We start from the raw sequence: 17315 nt of genomic DNA, 5'->3' as shown, positions 1-17315 counted from the left end.
CTCCCCTTTTTCGTTATCTTGACAGGGTAAGGGCCTGCAGGCACACTGCTGGCGGATCCATTAGTCTCTCCACTAATGCGTAAGCGTTTAACGTCAACCAACGCGCCTTAACCCTGATAATCAGGTGGAGGGGGCGTGTCGCTTTGCTCGCCTTACTCTGCGAATCTGGAGTAATGCATGCCCGCAGTTACTGAAACAACATCCCATTCTTCGGCGAACTTTTCGCTCTTCCGTATTACGTTTGCCGTCTTTTTGACCTATATGACCGTTGGTTTGCCGCTGCCGGTGATCCCGCTCTTTGTCCATCAGGAGCTGGGATTTGGTAACACCGTGGTTGGCGTGGCGGTAGGGATCCAGTTCCTCGCCACCGTTCTGACCCGCGGCTACGCCGGGCGCCTGGCAGACCAGTACGGCGCTAAACGCTCCGTCCTGCAAGGGATGCTGGCCTGCGCCCTGGCGGGCGCGGCATGGCTGGCCGCTGCGCTGTTGCCGTTGCCGGTGCTCGCCAGGCTTGGCCTGCTGCTGCTGGGCCGCCTGATCCTCGGGTTTGGCGAAAGCCAGCTGCTGACCGGTAACCTGAGCTGGGGGATGGGGCTGGTGGGGCCGGCCCGCTCCGGCAAAGTGATGTCATGGAATGGCATGGCGATGTACGGTTCGCTGGCGGTGGGCGCCCCGCTGGGATTATTGATCTATAGCCATTTCGGCGTGGCGGTGCTGGCCTGCGTCACCATGGGATTACCGCTCGTTGCCTGGCTTATTAACGGTACCGTGCGCAAAGTGGCGGTTCACGGTGGCGAGCGGCCTTCATTATGGAGCGTCATCGGCATGATCTGGCGGCCAGGCATTGGCCTGGGCCTGCAGGGCGTTGGTTTTGCGGTGATCGGCACCTTCGTTTCCCTCTATTTCGCCAGCCATAGCTGGCCGATGGCCGGCTTTACCCTGACGGCGTTTGGCGGCGCCTTTGTGCTGATGCGTATTCTGTTTGGCTGGATGCCGGACCGGTTTGGCGGCGTCAGGGTGGCGATGGTTTCGCTGCTGATAGAGGCGGTTGGTCTGACCCTGCTGGGGCTGGCGCCGAATGCCTGGCTGGCGCTGGCCGGTGCGGCGCTAACAGGATGCGGTTGCTCACTGATTTTCCCGTCGCTCGGCGTGGAGGTGGTGAAGCGCGTCCCGGCGCAGGTGCGCGGCACCGCGCTCGGCGGCTATGCGGCCTTTCAGGACATCTCCTATGGCCTGACCGGGCCGCTGACCGGCCTGCTGGCGACCTCGCTGGGCTACTCGTCGGTGTTCCTTGCCGGCGCCCTCTGCGCGGCGCTGGGGATCCTCGTCACCCTCGTCTCTTTTCGCCGCCAGGGTTAAGTTATTGTCCGGTCTTGCTTGCGGGCAGACCGGACGCCGTCTGTCGCGGCAGATAATACTTCACCTGGAATTCAAACATATTGGTATACAGAATGGAATAATCGATAGGCTGGTGGTGTTCATCAATCGCCTGCGTCTGCATGCGGATAATCGGATCTTTAGCGCTGATATGCAGGAGGGTTGCCAGCTCAGGCGTTGGGAGCACCGGCACTATTGATTCGTAACATCCATTTATTCTTACCCCACATTCGTTTTCTATATATGAAAACTTCGATTTCTTCATATGCGCGATGGTCAGATCGGGAAAACGGGTCGCGGAGAGCCAGGTTTCTTCTAATTGCATGGCAATATTATCGATAAAACGTAATCTCTTAGCATAATATACCGCTTCGCCATGCTGCAATTGCAGTCCACGGGCAATTTCCTCCGACGCTGGCTGTAACTCGAATTTGAGGATCTGGCTGGAGGGCGTTTTCCCCTGATTACGGGCAATTTCGGTAAAACTGTCTAAGTGTGTCACCGACGCCTGGAAATGCTTATTTCTAATCCATGTCCCTGAGCCATGTCGGCGTTCGATTAAACCATCCTCTTCCAGGGTTTTCAGCGCCTTACGTAACGTATTGCGCGAAACATCATAAAGTTCTGCCAACTCTTTTTCGGCCGGCAGAAGATCGCCAATGTTGTAGAACGGGCTATTAATTTTGTTTTTAAGCAAATTGACGATATTTTTGTAAACCACTTTTGAACCTCCACAATCCCTTTGGAAACATGGGCTTGCTAACGTATGTTGTTAAATACAGGGCAAGACGTTCATTTTTTGCTTTGCTTCTGCACCACTTTGGTATGGCTAACTGTGATCAAAACCGCGGTTAAGAAAATTAACAATTATTAAAGTGCTCGTCAATTGAGGTCATAAATAAAACAGGAAGGGGTAATGCAAAATATATTATTAGTGTGTGCGGCGGGAATGTCGACCAGTATGCTGGTGAAACGCATGCTGGAGCAGACTGAAAATATTAAGGCTCAGGTTAATATCAATGCGCTGGCCATTTCTGAAGCTAAAGAAAAAATTAAGAACAATGAAGTAGATGTCGTCCTTTTGGGACCACAGGTCCGCTTTCAAAAAAGGAAATAGAAGAGGTGGCTCAGGGAAAAATACCCGTGGCGGTGATTGATATGAAATATTATGGGCAAATGGACGGTAAAGCTGTTCTGGAAAGTGCGCTGGCATTATTGGCAAACCAATAGTTTTCTCATTTATCCCCGTTATCGTGTGGGTACTTTCGTTGCTGCCCTGGGCTGCTGCGGCTAAAAAACACGATGACGTTAATAAATTATTATGAATAAGGGTTCGTCATGAGTTTCATGGATACCTTTGAGCGCGGCATGGAAAAAATCCTCGTGCCTGTCGCGATTAAGTTAAATTCTCAGATCCACGTTTCAGCGATTCGCGATGCGTTTATTCTTTCGTTTCCCATCGTCATGGCCAGTTCGCTGATTATTCTTATCAACTTTGCTATTTTGTCGCCTGACGGATTTATCGCCAGTATTCTGCATTTAGGGGCGATATTCCCCCACCTCGCGGAGGCGCAGCAGATTTTCACCCCGGTAATGAACGGTTCGGTCAATATTATGGCGATATTGATCACCTTTCTGGTGGCGCGCAATATGGCGATCAGCTATCAGCAGGACGATCTCCTGTGCGGCCTGACGGCGATCGGCGCCTTTTTTGTGGTGTACACGCCTTATACCATCATTGATGGCCAGGCCTATCTGGCGACCAAATATCTTGGCCCGCAGGGGTTGTTTGTGGCGATTATCGTCGCGCTGATTTCCAGCGAACTCTTTTGCCGCCTGGCGCGCAACCCAAGGGTGACCATCACGATGCCGGCTGCGGTGCCGCCGGCGGTGGCGCGTTCCTTTAAGGTGTTGTTGCCGATCTTCTTCGTGATGATCTTCTTTTCGATCCTCAACTATTTGTTGACGCGTATTTCGCCTAACGGCCTTAACGATCTGATCTATACCCTTATTCAGGCGCCGCTGAAGGATATGGGGACCAACATCGTGACGGTTCTGGTGCTGGGGCTGGTAGCGAATTTCCTGTGGGTGCTGGGGATCCATGGTCCGAACACCGTGGCCGCCATCCGCGAGACCATCTTCTCGGAAGCCAACCTCGAAAACCTCTCCTATGCCGCCTCGCATGGCAGCACCTGGGGGGCACCGTACCCCATTACCTGGACTGGCATCAACGATGCGTTTGCCAACTGCGGCGGGTCGGGTATGACGCTGGGCCTGTTACTGGCCATCTTTATTGCCTCACGGCGCAAAGATTATCGTGACCTGGCAAAAATGGCCTTCGTGCCGGGCCTGTTTAACATCAATGAACCGGTGATGTTTGGCCTGCCGATTGTGCTTAACCCTATCCTGGTGATCCCGTTTATTCTGGTGCCGTTTGTGAATTCATTGATCGGTTATTTCTTTATTAGCATGGAGTTTATTCCGCCGATTGCTTACGCCGTACCCTGGACCACGCCCGGGCCGCTTATCGCCTTCTTTGGCACCGGCGGCAACTGGCTGGCGCTGTTTGTCGGCATTCTGTGCCTCGCGGTTTCAACACTCATTTACTTACCGTTTGTGATTGCCGCCAACAAGGTCAATACCGCGGCGGCGACCGACCAGGAGGATGGCGATGTTTGCAGATGAAAGTACGGTCATGGAGTTGCTGATTTATGCTGGTCAGGCGCGATCAGACGCCATGGAGGCGATTGCCGCCTCCCGGCAGCGGGAATGGGGGCGGGCAGCGGATTTGATGGCCAGCTCGGAAGCGGCCTGTCGGGCAGCGCATAAGATCCAAACGGCGTTGATAGGTCAGGACGAAGGCTGCGGAAAAATCACCGTTAACCTTATTCTGGTGCACGCCCAGGATCACTTAATGACCGCGATGCTGTGCCAGGATTTAGCCAAAGAAATTATTGCCCTGCGCCAGGAGCGCTCTGCCTGATTTACCCGCCTTCAGCCGTTCTGGCTGAAGGCCAATTATAACAATATGTAAAGGTACCCTATGTATTCAAGTCAATTGAAGGTGAGCTTATTGTCTTTATCGGTACTGCTGGCTATTTCGACAAGTGATGTGATGGCGGCTAAATTAACCATTGAACAGCGTCTGGAATTACTGGAGTCTGAACTTTCGGCGAATAAAAAAGAGCTACAAAAAACGCAATCACAATTATCGACCTATAAAGGTAAGGTGGCCGAATTACAAAAAAGTATTAAGGAGAATGAAAAACGTCATGTCACGACGGGTTATCCAACAGCAACGTCGCCGGTGGCGGAAAATATAGCCAATGAAAATAATGAACTGAGTAAAAAAGCGGCCCCGGTGCAGGTGAAAGCCACTCAGCAGGTGGCGGTTATTGATACCGAAGGCCAGAAGCCGAAACTGGAAAGCGTCACCCTGAAGGACATCAGTAAATTTGTTAAAGATGATATTGGCTTTAGCTACCAGGGGTACTTCCGTTCCGGCTGGGGAACATCAAATCACGGATCGTCGCAGACCTACGCCCCCGGCTCGCTGGGTCGTTTCGGTAATGAAATGAGTGGCTGGTTCGACTTAACATTGAATCAGCGGGTCTATAACCAGGATGGCAAAACGGCGAATGCCGTTGTGACGTACGACGGTAACGTCGGCGAGCAGTATAACGACGCCTGGTTTGCTGGCCAGGATACCGACAGCATTTTGCAGTTTAGTGATATTTACCTGACCACCAAAGGTTTTCTGCCGTTCGCGCCAGAGGCGGATTTCTGGGTCGGCAAACATAAACTGCCCGAGTATGAAATTCAGATGCTGGACTGGAAGTCACTGACCACCGACGTTGCGGCCGGGGTCGGGATCCAGAACTGGGCGCTGGGGGTTGGCCAGCTGGATGCGTCCGTCAGCAGGAACGACGTCGACGTATATTCACGAGATTTCACGCAAACCACTCAGATGAACACCAACTCAGTCGACCTGCGCTATCGCAATATTCCCCTGTGGCAGTCGGGGTCTCTGTCGCTAATGGGCAAATATGCGTTCGCGAATAAAAATGACGAGCAGGAGAGAAACGAAGATAACAACAGCTACTTCCGGTTCAAAGATACCTGGATGGCCACCGCCATTATTCGTCAGGAGCTGGAGCGCAAGGGCTTTAACGAATTTACGCTGCAGGTGGCGAACAACTCGTACGCCAGCAGTTTCGCCAACTTCTCCGGCGCCAGTAACTCCATGGCCAGCGGACGCTATTACTATGGTGATCATACCAACGGCGTGGCCTGGCGTCTGATCTCGCAGGGGGAAATGTATCTCGCCGATCGCATTATCATGGCCAATTCGCTGGTGTGGGCCCATGGCAATGATGTGTATAGCTATGAAAGCGGAGCGCACAGCGATTTCGACAGCCTGCGCGCGGTGATCCGCCCGGCGTGGATATGGGACACCTGGAACCAGACCGGGGTCGAGCTGGGGTGGTTTACCCAGAAAAACAACACCCGTCAGGGCGACGATCTGCAGGAGTCAGCGTATAAAACGACGCTGTACCATGCGCTGAAGGTTGGGCCGAGCCTGCTGGGGTCACGTCCTGAAATTCGCTTTTATGGTACGTATATCAATATTCTCGATAACCAGTTGTCGCAGTTTGCGTTCAACGACGACAGCAAAGATGAGTTTATGGTTGGCGTTCAGGCCGAGGTGTGGTGGTAACCGGCAAATCACTTAACGGGCGCCCGCATGAGGCGGGCGCGCTTTCCTACGGTGTGGGCTACAGCAGGAGCCAAAGCAGGAGGAGCAGGATCAGCACACCGCCCAGCGCCAGCGACCACGGCTTAGCGGCCCATGCTCGCGTCGGCGCGGGCTCTTCCTGCGGGATGGCCAGCGTCTCCTGGGCGCGGGCTACCCGCAGCACAAACACCTTGTTCAACAGCGCCAGGATCTGCGCTGGGCTCAGCGTCGTCTGCGGGGTGACCTGCCAGCTGCGACGGGCAAAGTCGACAATCTTTTGCCATTCTGCGGCCTCCAGCGGCTGCTTGAGCGCACCCTGCAGCGAGGTGAGCGTGGGCGCGCTTTGCGCACTCAGCGTTTGCCGCGCCTGCAGCCAGTATGAAAGCGGCGTGAAGTGCGTCGCCGGGATAAGCTCTCCGGATTTGACGCCGCAAAGTTCCAGCATGGATTGCCAAATCAGCTTGCTCGGCTCGCCGGTGGCGGCCGCCAGCTTAGTCACCAGCTGATTGAGCGTGTTGTGCTCGGCCGGCAACAGCGGGCGCAGGGTCGGCGGGCGCTGCTGCGGCTGCGGGATCGACAGCTGGCCGCGCTGCAGCAGGTGCAGAATGTTCTCCAGCTGCGGCTGGCTTAGCGCATGCAGCGCCGTTTGCCCATAATGTTGACGAATATAATCGCTGACCGCCTGACGGTTATTGCCCTGACCCAGCAGATCGCTGAGCTGCGCCAGCGTCTGGCGATGATGATGATTATCCTGAGCGGCGGCTAAGCGCTGGTTGAGACTGGCCTCCGCGGCGCTGAAATGGCAGGCCAGCAGCGGCGTGTCGCCTTTCAGTCCGAGATCATGCTTGACGCAGGCCCACACTTCCGCATTCTGCTGCGAGGTCAGCGCCACCAGGCGCGTGATCAGTCGCTCCAGGACGGTGCGTTGCTGCATGGAAAGCGAAGGTTCGCCGGTGGCGGCAGTGCCTGATGGACCTCGCCCCGGAGGGCGGTCTGGCATATCTGCAAGGGGGTGCGTCATGATTCATCCTTTCGATATCGCAGTGCTGGAACCAGGTGATGAGTATGCCTGGCGGCCAGATTATGGCACACTTCCCCGGTTAACTCTCGTTCTCAGACAGGTACTGAACTGTGAAAATCCTCGTTGATGAAAATATGCCCTATGCCCGTGAGCTTTTTAGCCGTTTAGGCGATGTGCAAGCGGTTCCGGGGCGTCCGGTCCCGGCTGAGGCCCTGACCGATGCGGATGCCTTAATGGTACGCTCGGTCACCCGGGTCAATGAAGCATTGCTCTCCGGTAAGGCCGTTAAGTTCGTCGGCACCGCTACCGCTGGCACCGATCACGTCGATCAGGCGTGGCTGCAGCAGGCAGGGATTGGTTTCTCCGCGGCGCCCGGCTGCAACGCCATTGCGGTGGTGGAGTATGTCTTTTCATCGCTACTGATGTTGGCCGAACGCGATGGTTTCGCGCTGCGCGATCGTACCGTCGGGATCGTTGGCGTCGGCAACGTCGGTGGACGACTGCAAAAACGGCTGGAAGCGCTGGGGATCAAAACGCTGCTCTGCGATCCGCCGCGCGCCGATCGCGGAGACGAAGGCGATTTCCGCTCCCTCGATGCGCTGGTTCAGGAAGCTGATATTCTCACCTTCCATACCCCACTGTATAAAGAAGGGCCATATAAAACCCTGCATCTGGCGGATGAGTCGCTGATTAGCCGTCTGAAGCCAGGAACGATTTTGATCAACGCCTGCCGCGGACCGGTGGTAGATAACGCTGCGCTGCTGAAACGGCTGGAAGCTGGACAGCCGCTGAGCGTAGTGCTGGACGTCTGGGAGCCGGAGCCGGATCTTAACGTTGAGCTTCTTAAGCGAGTGGATATCGGTACCGCGCATATCGCCGGCTACACCCTCGAAGGGAAAGCGCGCGGGACGACGCAGGTTTTTGAAGCCTACAGCGCCTTTATCGGCCATCCGCAGCAGGTGGCGCTGGATACCCTGTTGCCAGCGCCGGAATTTGGCCGCATCACCCTGCATGGGCCGCTCGATCAGCCGACGCTGAAAAGGCTGGTCCACTTGGTGTATGATGTGCGCCGCGATGATGCGCCGCTGCGGAAGGTGGCCGGCGTCGCCGGTGAATTTGACAAGCTGCGTAAAAACTATCAGGAACGCCGCGAATGGTCTTCGCTGTACGTACAGTGCAGCGATGCGCAGGCGGCGACGCTATTGCGCCAGCTCGGTTTTAACGCTGTGCATCATCCTGTTCGTTAATGTCTTCTTAATGCCCCTGCCGGATACTCCGGCAGGGCCGCTTTATTTCTGGAGTAAACCACCATGTCTGAAGGCTGGAATATTGCCGTACTGGGCGCAACGGGCGCCGTAGGCGAAGCCCTGCTCGAAACTCTTGCTGAACGCCAGTTCCCGGTGGGGGAGATTTTTGCTCTGGCGCGCAATGAAAGCGCGGGCGAACATCTGCGTTTTGGTGGCAAGTCAGTGATCGTCAAAGACGCTGCCGAGTTTGACTGGACCCAGGCCCAGTTGGCTTTCTTCGCCGCCGGCGTCGAAGCCAGCGCGGCGTATATTGAAGACGCCACCAACGCCGGGTGTCTGGTTATCGATCTCAGCGGCCTGTTTGCGCTGGAGCCAGACGTACCGCTGGTGGTGCCGGACGTGAATCCGTTCGTGTTAGGCGATTACCGCAACCGCAATCTGATTGCAGTGCCCAATAGCCTGACCAGCCAGCTGCTGACGGCGCTCAAGCCGCTTATCGACCAGGGCGGGCTGTCGCGGATCAGTGTCACCAACCTGCTCTCCGCCTCGGGGCAGGGGAAAAAAGCGGTGGATGCGCTGGCAGGGCAGAGCGCCAAGCTGCTGAACGGCATCCCCATCGATGAAGACGATTTCTTTGGCCGCCAGCTGGCGTTCAACATGCTGCCGCTGCTGCCGGATCGGGAAGGTAGCGTGCGCGAAGAGCGCCGTATCGTCGATGAAGCGCGCAAAATTCTTCAGGATGACGGGCTGATGATCTCCGCCAACGTGGTCCAGTCGCCGGTCTTCTACGGCCATGCGCAGATGGTGAACTTTGAAGCGATGCGTCCGCTGGCGGCGGAAGAGGCGCGTGACGCCTTTACCCGCGGCGAGGATATCGAACTTTCTGAAGAGGGAGAATTCCCGACCCAGGTTGGCGATGCCTCCGGCAACGCTCGTCTCTCCATCGGCTGCGTGCATAACGATTACGGCATGCCGGAGCAGATTCAGTTCTGGTCCGTCGCGGATAACGTGCGCTTCGGCGGGGCGCTGATGGCGGTGAAAATCGCCGAGAAGCTGATTGAGGAGTACCTGTACTGATGTCTGAGATGGAGCAACAGCCGATCTTTAAAATCGCGCTGGGCATCGAGTACGACGGTAGCAAATATTACGGCTGGCAACGGCAAAACGAAGTGCGCAGTGTGCAGGAGAAGCTGGAAAAGGCGCTCTCGCAGGTGGCGAACGAACCGATTACCGTCTTTTGCGCTGGCCGCACCGACGCCGGTGTCCATGGCACCGGCCAGGTGGTGCATTTCGAAACCCGGGCGCAGCGTAAAGATGCCGCCTGGACGCTGGGGGTAAATGCGAATTTACCTGGTGACATCGCGGTGCGTTGGGTTAAACATGTGCCGGCGGATTTTCACGCCCGGTTCAGCGCCACGGCGCGCCGTTATCGCTACGTCATCTATAATCATCGCCTGCGCCCGGCGGTGCTAAGTCATGGCGTGACGCATTTTCACCAGCCGCTCGACGCCGAGCGCATGCAGCGCGCTGCGCAGTGTCTGCTGGGCGAGAATGACTTTACCTCGTTTCGCGCGGTACAGTGCCAGTCGCGTACCCCGTGGCGGAATGTGATGCATATTAACGTTACCCGCTACGGCGCGTATGTGGTGGTGGATATCAAAGCGAATGCCTTTGTACATCATATGGTCAGGAATATTGTGGGCAGCCTGATGGAAGTCGGGGCCGGAAACCAGCCAGAGAGCTGGATGGCAGAACTGCTGGCAGCAAAAGACAGGACGCTCGCTGCGGCAACGGCAAAAGCGGAAGGGTTGTATCTGGTGTCGGTGGATTACCCGGCCCACTATGATTTACCGGTGCTGCCAATGGGCCCGCTGTTTCTGGCGGACTAATAGAGTCATTAAGGGTAAAGACAAACATGGACTTGATTCACTTTTTAATTGATTTCATCCTGCATATTGATGTGCACCTTGCCGAACTGGTTGCCCAGTACGGCGTCTGGGTTTATGCCATTCTGTTTTTGATTCTGTTCTGCGAAACCGGGCTGGTGGTGACGCCATTCCTGCCGGGCGATTCCTTGCTGTTCGTCGCGGGCGCGCTCTCGGCGCTGCCGACGAACGATCTCAATGTTCACCTGATGGTACTGCTGATGGTCATCGCGGCCATCGTCGGCGATGCGGTCAACTACACCATTGGCCGACTGTTCGGCGAGAAGCTGTTTAGTAATCCGAACTCGAAGATTTTCCGTCGTAGCTATCTGGATAAAACCCATAGCTTCTATGAACGTCACGGCGGAAAAACCATTATCCTGGCGCGCTTTGTGCCGATAGTCCGAACCTTCGCGCCGTTTGTGGCGGGAATGGGGCATATGTCCTATCGTCATTTTGCAGCCTATAACGTGGTCGGGGCGCTGCTGTGGGTGCTGCTGTTCACCTACGCCGGCTATCTGTTTGGCGATCTGCCGGTGGTGCAGGAGAACCTGAAGCTGCTGATCGTGGCGATCATTGTCCTCTCCGTCCTGCCGGGTGTGATTGAGATCATCCGCCATAAGCGGGCGGCGTCAAAGCAGGCGAAGTAGTTCGCCCTGCGCTGCGCGTGACCGAACATGATCGTCGCGCGCAGCGGTTTGACCACTTTTTTATCCCATGTTCCGGGATGATATGATTTAATGTGCAACATTCATGGTCTGTAAGAGGCAAAAATGGCATTATGCGCCCCTTACGACAAAACTGGCATCGACCAGGTTCAGGCAGAAAGGTTATCAATGAGCTGGATTGAACGAATTAAAAGCAACATCACTCCCACCCGCAAGGCGAGCATTCCTGAGGGTGTATGGACCAAGTGCGATAGCTGCGGTCAGGTACTCTACCGCGCCGAGCTGGAGCGCAACCTGGAGGTTTGTCCTAAGTGCGATCACCATATGCGCATGTCGGCGCGTAATCGCCTGCATAGCCTGTTGGATGAAGGTTCTCTGGTAGAACTGGGTAGCGAACTTGAGCCAAAAGATGTGCTGAAGTTCCGCGATTCAAAAAAATACAAAGACCGCCTGGCGTCCGCTCAGAAAGAGACGGGCGAGAAAGACGCGCTGGTGGTAATGAAAGGTACGCTCTACGCGATGCCGGTGGTTGCCGCCGCCTTTGAGTTCTCCTTTATGGGGGGCTCAATGGGTTCCGTCGTCGGCGCACGCTTTGTGCGCGCCGTGGAGCAGGCGCTGGAAGACAACTGCCCGCTGATCTGCTTCTCCGCCTCCGGCGGCGCCCGTATGCAGGAAGCGCTGATGTCGCTGATGCAGATGGCGAAAACCTCCGCCGCACTGGCGAAAATGCAGGAGCGCGGGCTGCCGTACATCTCCGTGCTGACCGACCCGACCATGGGCGGCGTATCGGCGAGCTTTGCGATGCTGGGCGATCTGAACATTGCCGAGCCGAAAGCGCTGATCGGCTTTGCCGGTCCTCGCGTAATTGAGCAGACCGTACGCGAGAAGCTGCCGCCGGGATTCCAGCGCAGCGAGTTTCTGATTGAAAAAGGGGCGATCGATATGATCGTTCGCCGCCCGGAAATGCGTCTCAAGCTGGCCAGCATTCTGGCGAAGCTGATGAACCTGCCGGCGCCGGTTGCCGTTTCGGAAGCGCCTCATGAAGGCGTGGTGGTGCCGCCGGCACCGGATCAGGAACCTGAGGCCTGATAAAGCAGAGGGCAGGGCCTGGCGGCGCTGCCCTTTTTTATTCATACGCGTTAACCGTCAATTCTTACGGGCATCATGGAAAAAGATCCTATTCCTCAGGCCACGTCGCCCCTGGCTACGTGGCTTTCTTATCTGGAACATCTGCACAGTAAAACCATCGACCTGGGGCTGGCACGCGTCAGCGAGGTCGCCGGGCAGATGGATATCGTTAAACCGGCGCCATTTGTTTTTACCGTCGCGGGCACCAATGGCAAAGGCACCACCTGCCGCACGCTGGAAACCGTCCTGATGGCGGCCGGCTATAAAGTGGGGGTCTACAGCTCCCCGCATCTGGTGCGCTACACCGAACGTGTGCGCATTCAGGGAGCGGAACTGCCGGAGGCCGCGCATACGGCCTCGTTTGCTGAAATCGAAGCCGCGCGCGGTGACATCTCGTTGACCTATTTTGAGTACGGCACGCTCTCGGCGCTATGGCTGTTTAAGCAGGCGCAGCTGGATGTGGTGATCCTTGAGGTCGGGCTGGGTGGCCGTCTCGACGCCACCAATATCGTAGATGCCGACGTCGCGGTGGTCACCAGCATCGCCCTCGATCATACCGACTGGCTGGGGCCGGATCGCGAAAGTATCGGCCGGGAAAAAGCGGGTATCTTTCGCGCCGGTAAACCGGCGGTGGTGGGTGAGCCGGATATGCCGCACACCATTGCCGACGTGGCCAGCGAGAAGGGCGCGCTGCTCCAGCGCCGCGGCGTCGACTGGTGCTATGAGGTGGAGGACGAGACTTGGTCCTTCCGCGACGCGGCCGGGGCGTTAAGCCGCCTGCCGTTGCCTCAGGTGCCGTTGCCGAATGCGGCGACGGCCGTGGCGGCGCTGCGCGCCAGCGGGCTTGCCGTGGATGACGCCATCCTACGCGATGGGATCCGCGACGCGATGCTGCCGGGCCGTTTTCAGATAATCAGCGATGCCCCGCGGGTGATCCTCGATGTAGCGCATAACCCGCACGCGGCGGCCTATCTCGCCGGGCGTCTCAAAACGTTAGCGAAAACGGGACGCGTGCTGGCGGTTATTGGTATGCTGCATGATAAGGACATTGCCGGTACGCTGGCCAATCTGGCCCCGGAAGTCGACGCCTGGTACTGCGCGCCGCTGGAAGGCCCGCGCGGCGCGACGGCGGAGCAGCTGTTGGAACATTTGCGTGGCGGCACAGTCTATACCAGCGTGGCGCAGGCGTGGCATGCGGCCATGGCTGACGCTAAAGTGGAAGATACCGTGCTGGTGTGTGGTTCGTTTCACACCGTAGCGCAGGTTATGGAAGAGATAGACGCGGGGAGAATCGGTGGCGAGTAAGTTTCAGAACCGTTTAGTCGGGACAATCGTGCTGGTGGCGCTGGGGGTGATTATCCTGCCAGGGCTGCTGGACGGGCAGAAAAAGCATTACCAGGATGAGTTTGCCGCGATCCCGCTGGTGCCGAAACCGGGCGATCGCGATGAACCGGATATGTTGCCAGCGGCGACCCAGGCGTTGCCTTCGCAACCGCCGGAAGGAGCGGCGGAAGAGGTGCGGGCGGGCGATGCCGCCGCGCCATCGTTAGATCCATCGCGTATTCCGGTGAACAGCAACAGCTTCGACGACGTTCAGGAGCCGGTGGTGGCCGCGAAACCGCAGCCCAAGCCGCAGCCGAAACCACAGCCGCAGCCGCAACAGCAGGCCGCGACGCCAACGCCGCCGCCGGCTAAGCCACAGCAGCAACAGCCACCGCAGCAGCAGGCGGCCCTGCCGGCGCCGACCGGGAAAGCCTATGTGGTTCAGCTGGGCGCGTTGAAGAACGCCGATAAGGTGAATGAGATTGTGGGTAAACTGCGGGCCTCGGGGTTCAAAGTCTATACGTCGCCTTCGACGCCGGTACAGGGTAAAATTACCCGCATCCTCGTCGGCCCGGATGCGTCAAAAGACAAGCTGAAAGGCCAGCTGGGCGATCTACAGCAGATCTCCGGGCTTAGTGGGGTCGTGATGGGCTTCACCCCAAACTGATTGTTTTTTCCGCCATGCGGAGAGAACGTGGCGGGGAGAAACGCCCCGCAAACCCTGTCTCAGCCGCCCTCAAGAGGCGAAAGGCAGTCTGGCGTTGAATGTTTTTTCAGCGCCATTTTTATTTCTGTAGGGCATGGAAATCCCTACGCAAACGTTTTCTTTTTCTGTTAGAATGCGCCCCGAACTGGACGACAGGGCGTAAATCGTGGGACGTATATGGTCTGGATTGATTACGCCATTATGGCGGTGCTGGGTCTTTCTTGCCTGGTCAGCCTGATCCGCGGCTTTGTTCGCGAAGCTTTATCGTTAGTGACGTGGGGTTGCGCGTTTTATGTCGCCAGCCATTACTACGCTGACCTGTCTGTCTGGTTTACGGGCTTTGAGGATGAACGGGTTCGAAATGGGATTGCTATTGCGGCGCTGTTTATCGTGACGCTCATCGTTGGCGCTATCGTGAACTATGTGATAGGCCAGCTGGTGGAGAAGACCGGTTTGTCAGGAACCGACAGGGTATTGGGGATCTGCTTCGGCGCGCTACGTGGGGTGCTGATCATCGCCGCTATCTTGTTCTTCCTGGACACCTTTACCGGGATGGCGAAGAGCGATGACTGGCATCAGTCGCAGTTTATTCCCTATTTTACCCCTGTCATCAGATGGTTTTTTGAATACCTGCAAAGCTCGTCAAGTTTCTTGCCTAAAGTATAGACTTTGGGTCGTTGCTGAACGAGGAAAAGACGTATGTGCGGTATTGTCGGTATCGCCGGTGTTATGCCGGTTAACCAGTCGATTTATGATGCGCTAACGGTGCTCCAGCACCGTGGACAGGATGCCGCTGGCATCATCACCATTGATGCCAACAACTGCTTCCGGTTGCGTAAGGCTAACGGGCTGGTAAGCGACGTATTCGAAGCCCGCCACATGCAGCGTATGCAGGGCAATATGGGTATTGGCCACGTGCGTTATCCTACGGCGGGCAGCTCCAGCGCCTCCGAGGCGCAGCCGTTTTACGTTAACTCGCCGTATGGCATCACATTGGCGCATAACGGCAACCTGACCAATGCGCACGAGCTGCGTAAAAAGCTGTTTGAAGAAAAACGCCGCCATATCAATACCACCTCTGATTCCGAAATCCTCCTCAATATTTTCGCCAGTGAGCTGGATAACTTCCGTCACTACCCGCTGGAAGCGGACAACATCTTCGCTGCGATTGCGGCGACCAACCGCCTGATCCGCGGCGCGTACGCGTGCGTCGCGATGATCATCGGTCATGGCATGGTGGCCTTCCGCGACCCTAACGGCATTCGTCCGCTGGTGCTGGGTAAACGTGACGTTGGCGACGGTCGCACTGAGTATATGGTGGCCTCGGAAAGCGTGGCGCTTGATACGCTTGGTTTTGAATTCCTGCGCGATGTCGCGCCGGGCGAAGCGGTCTATATTACTGAGAAAGGCCAGCTGTATACCCGTCAGTGTGCCGATAATCCGGTCAGCAACCCATGCTTGTTCGAGTACGTCTATTTTGCCCGTCCGGACTCGTTTATTGACAAAATTTCCGTCTACAGCGCCCGCGTCAACATGGGGACTAAGCTGGGCGAAAAGATTGCCCGCGAGTGGGAAGATCTGGATATTGACGTCGTTATCCCGATCCCGGAGACCTCCTGCGACATCGCTCTGGAAATCGCCCGCATTCTCGACAAACCTTATCGTCAGGGCTTTGTGAAGAACCGCTACGTCGGCCGGACGTTTATCATGCCCGGTCAGCAGCTGCGTCGTAAATCTGTTCGTCGTAAGCTCAACGCCAACCGTGCGGAATTCCGCGATAAGAACGTGCTGCTGGTCGATGATTCCATTGTACGCGGCACCACCTCGGAGCAGATCATTGAGATGGCGCGCGAAGCGGGGGCGAAAAAAGTGTATCTGGCCTCCGCTGCGCCGGAAATTCGTTTCCCGAACGTGTATGGTATCGATATGCCGACCGCCAACGAACTGATCGCCCATGGCCGCGAAGTGGATGAGATCCGCCAGATCATCGGCGCCGATGGCCTGATTTTCCAGGATCTCAACGATCTGATCGACGCAGTGCGCGCGGAGAACCCGGATATTCAACAGTTTGAATGTTCTGTCTTCAACGGCGTATATGTGACCCGGGATGTCGACCAGCAGTACCTCGACTATCTTGACTCCCTGCGTAACGATGATGCCAAAGCGGTCCAGCTGCAGAACGAAGTCGAAAACCTCGAGATGCACAACGAGGGTTAACCCGTTCGCGCATCGCGGCCCGCCGTTCCTGAGGGACGGCGGGCTTTTTTTCGCCCATCAACTGCGCGTCAATAGTTGCGCCACAGGCTATAATCCGGCAAAGTCTGCGGCACACGCGCAAGGGGTAACAGAACGTGAAACGACTGATTATTGGCATTTCTGGCGCCAGCGGCGCTATCTATGGCGTGCGGATGCTGCAGGTGTTGCGGGATGTGCCGGAGATTGAGACCCATCTGATCCTCAGCCAGGCGGCACGGCAAACGCTGGCCCTCGAGACCGACTTCAGCGTGCGCGACGTGCAGGCGCTGGCCGATGTGGTGCATGACGCCCGCGATATCGCCGCCAGTATCTCTTCCGGTTCGTTCAAAACCGCCGGGATGGTGATTTTACCCTGCTCAATGAAAACGCTCTCTGGCATTGTCCATAGCTATACGGATGGCCTATTGACGCGGGCGGCCGATGTTGTGCTGAAGGAGCGTCGTCCGCTGGTGCTCTGCGTGCGGGAGACCCCGTTCCATCTCGGCCATCTGCGACTACTGGTTCAGGCCGCGGAGCTCGGGGCGGTGATAATGCCGCCGGTGCCGGCCTTTTATCATCGGCCGCAAAGCCTGGATGATGTCATCAACCAAACCGTCAACCGGGTGCTCGATCAGTTCGATATTAGCCTGTCTCAAGACTTGTTTACTCGCTGGCTGGGGGCACAGGATTGCACTAAATAAGTGCAGTCAATGTACGCTTGCGCCGCAGTGGTGCAAATTTGTCGTCCCGATCAAATCCTCGACATTTATTTCGTCTTTTTGCGCTGAGGCACTGCGGTTTCGCCAGTAATGCTGGTATCTTCCCTTCCAAGACAATCCTGCAACTTTATTTTAACAAATTTAACCCTGTTCCCGGCACGCACCGGGAAGATGGCACAAAAACTGCAGGATTGATCGGCAATCACCATAACAAGCAACGCACCACATCAC

17 protein-coding genes and 1 pseudogene are annotated in these 17315 nt (G+C 56.6%); 15 read left to right on the top strand and 3 right to left on the bottom strand.

Translation table 11 applies throughout. The annotated features are described in order from the left end of the window. Positions 1-177: 177 nt before the first annotated feature. Complete coding sequence (locus tag AS136_RS07875) at positions 178-1359, top strand: MFS transporter (RefSeq protein WP_063266737.1); 1182 nt, start codon at positions 178-180, stop codon at positions 1357-1359. A 1-nt stretch (position 1360) separates the two neighbouring features. On the opposite strand, the gene AS136_RS07870 is transcribed toward AS136_RS07875, so the two are convergent. After that, complete coding sequence (locus AS136_RS07870) at positions 1361-2098, bottom strand: GntR family transcriptional regulator (protein WP_012540966.1); 738 nt, start codon at positions 2096-2098, stop codon at positions 1361-1363. A gap of 195 nt (positions 2099-2293) precedes the next feature. On the opposite strand from AS136_RS07870, the pseudogene AS136_RS07865 reads away from it, so the two are divergent. The 4 genes and pseudogenes from AS136_RS07865 to AS136_RS07850 all read left to right on the top strand — a co-directional run bounded on the left by AS136_RS07865 (position 2294) and on the right by AS136_RS07850 (position 6094). Further along, positions 2294-2607, top strand: a pseudogene (locus tag AS136_RS07865) (PTS sugar transporter subunit IIB). Positions 2608-2715: 108 nt separating this feature from the next. After that, complete coding sequence (locus AS136_RS07860; protein ID WP_032730862.1) at positions 2716-4062, top strand: PTS sugar transporter subunit IIC; 1347 nt, start codon at positions 2716-2718, stop codon at positions 4060-4062. After that, positions 4049-4360, top strand: coding sequence for a PTS lactose/cellobiose transporter subunit IIA (locus tag AS136_RS07855; protein WP_023340577.1), 312 nt, complete (start codon positions 4049-4051; stop codon positions 4358-4360). The genes AS136_RS07860 and AS136_RS07855 overlap by 14 nt, the downstream gene beginning before the upstream one ends. 60 nt (positions 4361-4420) lie before the next feature. Further along, positions 4421-6094, top strand: a complete 1674-nt coding sequence (locus AS136_RS07850; RefSeq protein WP_023340576.1) for a carbohydrate porin — start codon at positions 4421-4423, stop codon at positions 6092-6094. Between the two features lie 58 nt (positions 6095-6152). Here AS136_RS07850 and flk read toward each other — a convergent pair whose 3' ends face one another. Beyond that, the gene (gene flk, locus AS136_RS07845; RefSeq protein ID WP_008803922.1) at positions 6153-7133 is read right to left on the bottom strand and encodes a flagella biosynthesis regulator Flk; all 981 of its coding nucleotides are present in this window, start codon (positions 7131-7133) and stop codon (positions 6153-6155) included. A gap of 110 nt (positions 7134-7243) precedes the next feature. Here flk and pdxB point away from each other — a divergent pair, with 110 nt between their 5' ends. The 10 genes from pdxB to AS136_RS07795 all read left to right on the top strand — a co-directional run bounded on the left by pdxB (position 7244) and on the right by AS136_RS07795 (position 17066). Further along, positions 7244-8380, top strand: a complete 1137-nt coding sequence (gene pdxB / locus AS136_RS07840) for a 4-phosphoerythronate dehydrogenase PdxB (RefSeq protein WP_063266736.1) — start codon at positions 7244-7246, stop codon at positions 8378-8380. A 63-nt stretch (positions 8381-8443) separates the two neighbouring features. Next, a complete protein-coding gene (locus AS136_RS07835; RefSeq protein WP_012967501.1) occupies positions 8444-9457 on the top strand; it encodes an aspartate-semialdehyde dehydrogenase in 1014 nt (337 codons plus the stop codon). Next, positions 9457-10269: a tRNA pseudouridine(38-40) synthase TruA gene (truA, locus tag AS136_RS07830; RefSeq protein ID WP_008803925.1), complete on the top strand. Its 813-nt coding sequence runs from the start codon at positions 9457-9459 to the stop codon at positions 10267-10269. The genes AS136_RS07835 and truA overlap by 1 nt, the downstream gene beginning before the upstream one ends. Positions 10270-10295: 26 nt before the next feature. Further along, positions 10296-10955 carry a DedA family protein gene (locus tag AS136_RS07825; RefSeq protein ID WP_008803926.1) on the top strand — a complete coding sequence of 220 codons (660 nt, stop codon included), beginning with the start codon at positions 10296-10298 and terminating at the stop codon, positions 10953-10955. 186 nt (positions 10956-11141) lie between these two features. Beyond that, positions 11142-12062 (top strand): acetyl-CoA carboxylase, carboxyltransferase subunit beta, encoded by a 921-nt coding sequence (gene accD, locus AS136_RS07820; RefSeq protein ID WP_002913220.1) that lies wholly within the window; start codon positions 11142-11144, stop codon positions 12060-12062. A gap of 75 nt (positions 12063-12137) precedes the next feature. Continuing rightward, positions 12138-13406 carry a bifunctional tetrahydrofolate synthase/dihydrofolate synthase gene (gene folC / locus AS136_RS07815; protein WP_022066028.1) on the top strand — a complete coding sequence of 423 codons (1269 nt, stop codon included), beginning with the start codon at positions 12138-12140 and terminating at the stop codon, positions 13404-13406. Then, complete coding sequence (gene dedD / locus AS136_RS07810) at positions 13396-14091, top strand: cell division protein DedD (protein ID WP_008803928.1); 696 nt, start codon at positions 13396-13398, stop codon at positions 14089-14091. Before folC ends, dedD begins: the two co-directional genes overlap by 11 nt. Positions 14092-14307: 216 nt before the next feature. Continuing rightward, positions 14308-14796: a colicin V production protein gene (gene cvpA / locus AS136_RS07805; protein WP_002913214.1), complete on the top strand. Its 489-nt coding sequence runs from the start codon at positions 14308-14310 to the stop codon at positions 14794-14796. Between the two features lie 33 nt (positions 14797-14829). After that, the gene (gene purF / locus AS136_RS07800; protein ID WP_002913213.1) at positions 14830-16347 is read left to right on the top strand and encodes an amidophosphoribosyltransferase; all 1518 of its coding nucleotides are present in this window, start codon (positions 14830-14832) and stop codon (positions 16345-16347) included. A 134-nt stretch (positions 16348-16481) separates the two neighbouring features. Next, positions 16482-17066, top strand: a complete 585-nt coding sequence (locus AS136_RS07795) for a UbiX family flavin prenyltransferase (protein WP_063266735.1) — start codon at positions 16482-16484, stop codon at positions 17064-17066. Positions 17067-17131: 65 nt separating this feature from the next. On the opposite strand, the gene AS136_RS28590 is transcribed toward AS136_RS07795, so the two are convergent. After that, on the bottom strand, positions 17132-17293 hold the full coding sequence (locus AS136_RS28590; protein ID WP_012540975.1) for a hypothetical protein: 162 nt from the start codon (positions 17291-17293) through the stop codon (positions 17132-17134). Positions 17294-17315: the final 22 nt, after the last annotated feature.

The sequence above is a fragment of the Klebsiella sp. D5A genome (assembly GCF_001620885.1).
In the GTDB taxonomy this organism is placed as follows: Bacteria; Pseudomonadota; Gammaproteobacteria; order Enterobacterales; family Enterobacteriaceae; genus Klebsiella; species Klebsiella variicola.
The sequence above is the reverse complement of the archived record's forward strand: the minus strand, read 5'-3'. Positions and strand labels throughout refer to the sequence as shown.

Excerpts from the sequence above, each read along its gene's own strand:
- AS136_RS07835 (WP_012967501.1), top strand. The coding sequence starts at position 8,444 with ATGTCTGAAGGCTGGAATATTGCCGTACTGGGCGCAACGGGCGCCGTA.
- AS136_RS07855 (WP_023340577.1), top strand. The coding sequence starts at position 4,049 with ATGTTTGCAGATGAAAGTACGGTCATGGAGTTGCTGATTTATGCTGGT.
- accD (WP_002913220.1), top strand. The coding sequence starts at position 11,142 with ATGAGCTGGATTGAACGAATTAAAAGCAACATCACTCCCACCCGCAAG.
- truA (WP_008803925.1), top strand. The coding sequence starts at position 9,457 with ATGTCTGAGATGGAGCAACAGCCGATCTTTAAAATCGCGCTGGGCATC.
- cvpA (WP_002913214.1), top strand. The coding sequence starts at position 14,308 with ATGGTCTGGATTGATTACGCCATTATGGCGGTGCTGGGTCTTTCTTGC.
- AS136_RS07850 (WP_023340576.1), top strand. The coding sequence starts at position 4,421 with ATGTATTCAAGTCAATTGAAGGTGAGCTTATTGTCTTTATCGGTACTG.
- AS136_RS07825 (WP_008803926.1), top strand. The coding sequence starts at position 10,296 with ATGGACTTGATTCACTTTTTAATTGATTTCATCCTGCATATTGATGTG.
- purF (WP_002913213.1), top strand. The coding sequence starts at position 14,830 with ATGTGCGGTATTGTCGGTATCGCCGGTGTTATGCCGGTTAACCAGTCG.
- flk (WP_008803922.1), bottom strand. The coding sequence starts at position 7,133 with ATGACGCACCCCCTTGCAGATATGCCAGACCGCCCTCCGGGGCGAGGT.
- AS136_RS07875 (WP_063266737.1), top strand. The coding sequence starts at position 178 with ATGCCCGCAGTTACTGAAACAACATCCCATTCTTCGGCGAACTTTTCG.
- AS136_RS28590 (WP_012540975.1), bottom strand. The coding sequence starts at position 17,293 with ATGGTGATTGCCGATCAATCCTGCAGTTTTTGTGCCATCTTCCCGGTG.
- folC (WP_022066028.1), top strand. The coding sequence starts at position 12,138 with ATGGAAAAAGATCCTATTCCTCAGGCCACGTCGCCCCTGGCTACGTGG.
- AS136_RS07860 (WP_032730862.1), top strand. The coding sequence starts at position 2,716 with ATGAGTTTCATGGATACCTTTGAGCGCGGCATGGAAAAAATCCTCGTG.